The 3425-nt window shown below is 35.4% G+C and carries 4 protein-coding genes and 2 tRNA genes; 5 read left to right on the top strand and 1 reads right to left on the bottom strand.

Annotated features, from left to right (window positions below):
• Positions 1–48: 48 nt before the first annotated feature.
• From ACWZFG_RS04735 to ACWZFG_RS04725, 3 genes are all read left to right on the top strand, one after another.
• A tRNA-Leu gene (locus ACWZFG_RS04735) sits at positions 49–137 on the top strand.
• Between the two features lie 40 nt (positions 138–177).
• A tRNA-Leu gene (locus tag ACWZFG_RS04730) sits at positions 178–263 on the top strand.
• Between the two features lie 224 nt (positions 264–487).
• Positions 488–817, top strand: a complete 330-nt coding sequence (locus tag ACWZFG_RS04725; protein ID WP_455577195.1) for a hypothetical protein — start codon at positions 488–490, stop codon at positions 815–817.
• A gap of 878 nt (positions 818–1695) precedes the next feature.
• Here the strand turns inward: ACWZFG_RS04725 and ACWZFG_RS04720 are convergent.
• On the bottom strand, positions 1696–2568 hold the full coding sequence (locus ACWZFG_RS04720; RefSeq protein WP_418626888.1) for an SDR family oxidoreductase: 873 nt from the start codon (positions 2566–2568) through the stop codon (positions 1696–1698).
• A 498-nt stretch (positions 2569–3066) separates the two neighbouring features.
• Here ACWZFG_RS04720 and ACWZFG_RS04715 point away from each other — a divergent pair, with 498 nt between their 5' ends.
• Positions 3067–3240, top strand: a complete 174-nt coding sequence (locus ACWZFG_RS04715; protein WP_455577194.1) for a hypothetical protein — start codon at positions 3067–3069, stop codon at positions 3238–3240.
• A gap of 63 nt (positions 3241–3303) precedes the next feature.
• Positions 3304–3425: DUF2196 domain-containing protein (locus ACWZFG_RS04710; RefSeq protein ID WP_455577196.1), on the top strand; the 122-nt coding region annotated here is incomplete at its 3' end.

The following is a 3425-nucleotide window of genomic DNA, read 5'->3' as shown; positions in this document are numbered from 1 at the left end:
AAGCTAGTCACGTGAGTTCGATTCTCATCACCCGCTCCAAAATGTTATGCCGGGGTGGCGGAACTGGCAGACGCACGGGACTTAAAATCCCGCGGATAGAAATATCCGTACCGGTTCGATTCCGGTCCTCGGCACCATTTTTTAAAATGGTGTTTTGTTTTATCTAAAATTAAATATGCGGTTGTGGCGGAATCGGCAGACGCGCTATCTTGAGGGGGTAGTGAGCTACGCTCGTATGGGTTCAAGTCCCATCAACCGCACCATATTAGGAATTACAAAGCTTGCAGGCATTTTGCTTGGAAGTTTTTTTGTTATTTATAGGGGAAAAAAGACTGATTTTGAGGGTTTTGACACAGTTTTATAAAAATTTGATTTTAAAATGAATAATTTAAATAAATAAGTTAGAGGACTTTTATGGAATTATCAGAAATATTATCCATAATAAATAAGTTCATATTGGGGAGATAAAATCATGGAGTGTAGAAACGTGTCGCAAGAAGATTTAGAAATAATATATCGATCTGCTTTGCTGCAATTTAGAAACGGCAGACCTAGAGGAAAAATAATCGTTACGCTTTATGGGAAAGGCTTAGAGGAAGATGAGGCTGAAATAGTAGCTGATAAGGCATATAGACAATATATGGAGGAAGAGAAGCAAAGAGAACTGAGGGAAAATTACGATAAGCCACTGATAACTATACCTAATGCTTTAAAAACGTTTGGAATAAAAGCTTTTTCTTTTGTTTTATCAATGTTATTTGGGCATTTTATAAACGTTGAGCGTTTAATGAAACGTGACGAAAAAAGAGTGAAGTAGTCTCGAATTATTTTTGAATGATAAGATTTAAAAATTTGAAATAAATAAAAAGGACATAAGCCGATGCTTATGCCAGTGAGAAAATCTAATTAAAAATTGATTGCGTAATTTTATTCATAGCCTGCTTGCCAAGTGAAGGGATGGAATGAGAGTAAATGTCTAAGGTGATAGAGAAGACGGAATGTCCTGATAATTCCAAGATAATTTTAAGTCTCTCACCTCTTTCTAGCAATAGGGATGCAACAAAATATCGAAACATATGAAGAGCGGTTTAATACATTTAGGCGTGACTGAGAATTAATGGTAACAGTAGGATGAAATATGATAACAATTAACTCGACAGCGTTGTATTTCTATTGTAGCAGCTATAAAATTTGAACAACATAATAATAAAGGTATTCTTGCTTATCGTAGAATGAAAGCCGTTTTATTTAAACAACATAATATTTCAATTGATTTAAATAGACTTAGAATTTTAATGTCAAAACAATAATCTACAATCAGCTATTAGACGAAAAAAGTATAAACATAGCCATGCCAATAAATTTGAAAAATTTAAAGCAAACAATATTTTAAATAGAGATTTTACATCGCTTAGTCCAAATGCTAAGTTTGTAGACCGAAAATGGGTGGATTTGCAGGGGCGCGGATCGTCTCCACCAGCATAAATGCAATTTTGGAAAATTGATTTAGATATAAGAAAAGGCGTTAAGACTTTTTGGTCTTAGCGCCTTTTTGGTGTGTGAATAAGAAATGTTTTAGGTAAACAAAGAATTTGTTTGTATAAATAGAGGAAAAAGTGAAAAAGAAATTTGAGGCTTTATAGCCAGAAAGAACTTCACTGCAAACTGTTTCTCTTGGCTCCTAGTTCCTTGGAATTATGAAGCTGTAACTGCTCCACCATTCACATGCAATACTTGCCCAGAGACATAGGTAGAATCACAGCTAGCTAAATAAACATAGGCAGCGGCCAGTTCATAAGGTTGACCAGCCCGTCCAAGCGGCGTATCTGCACCGAAGTTTTTTACTTTTTCTTCAGTAAAGGAAGCTGGTATTAGGGGAGTCCAAATAGGTCCTGGTGCAACTGAATTTACACGAATTTTCATCTTTGCCAACGACAAAGCCAATGAACGTGTAAAGCTAACAATTGCCCCTTTACTCGCTGAGTAATCCAGTAATATTTCATCACCTTTATAAGCAGTCACAGAGCTTGTATTAATGATCGAACTATTTTCAGGTAAATGTGGTAAAACTGCTTTAACCATATAAAAAAAAGAAAATAAGTTGCTTTGAAACGTATTTTCCAACTGTTGCGCAGTTATATCCAGAATAGATTGCTGTGGAAATTGAACCGCATGATTATTCACCAAAATATCTATTTTGCCAAAAGCCTGCATTGTGTTTGCAACAACTTGCTGACATTGTGACTCTATTCTCAAGTCCCCAGGCAGCAAAATGCACCGTGTACCTAATGTTTCAATTCGCTTTTTTGTTTCCTTAGCATCCTGTTCTTCATCTAAAAATGCAATTGCAATATCAGCGCCTTCTTTAGCATAAGCGTAAGCAACCGCTCGTCCAATTCCACTATCACCACCTGTAATAATAGCCACTTTGCCGCTTAATTTCTCACTACCTACCTGACTTCGGTCCTCAGAAACTGGCCGTGGGTTCATCTCAAATTCAAAGCCCGGCTGTCTACTCTGATGTTGTGCGGGAAAAGCAACGGTACTATTTGAATCATCAACTGACATCCAACACCACTCCTACATATTTTTCAAATAGTATAAGCTATTTCGAACTATCTATACATATTGCTTTGTTTCATTAATATCCGCAATATGTATAGATGAAAGAATTTATCCGATGACGAGCTATGTTATCCAATAGATTGGAAGGGGTCTCCTCTTGGCTTTTAATAATGGAGAAATCTAATTTTGATATTAAATTGATACTGGCATATGATTATCATCAAGAAGTAAAAACATTATTTGCGGAGTATAATTCTAAGTTTAATAAATTGTATCTGTTATAATAGTTGTATGAAAACTATGATATAATTATTTCATGTAATGTAAAAGATTCCATCAAAAGGATAGTGGTTTGATTATGAGGCGAAATATGAAGGGGATATTCGTAATATTCGTCATGTCGGTTTTTCTGGTTACTTGTGGACAATCAACTATCAAAGCATCGCAGCATGATGCGGTTCCTGGAGATTTGCGTGACACCAGTAACCACATCAATTAGTAATGGATTTTCAATCGTATATACTAGGAGATGTATTGACATCAGAAAAGAAGAAGCTGCTTGTTAGTTGGATGTCAGAAAATGAGAATACAGACACGTTGATTCGCTCTGGAATGCCAACGGATTGTATTGAATTTAAAATACTTATTTATGTATTAATGCATATTGAAACATGATTGCATAAATAACAAGTGGGTAATCTGGAAAATCAATTTAAATAATATAGGAGAGTACATATTATGGATGGAACAATTCGCAGTAATATAAAAATAGGTGCAAGTGTTATGGTAGTACAGAAACAGGATCAGAGAACAGGAAAGCTTACTCAGGGAATCGTTCAAAGGATACTTACAAATTCACC

The sequence above is a fragment of the Anaerosinus sp. genome (assembly GCF_965318445.1).
The sequence above is the reverse complement of the archived record's forward strand: the minus strand, read 5'-3'. Positions and strand labels throughout refer to the sequence as shown.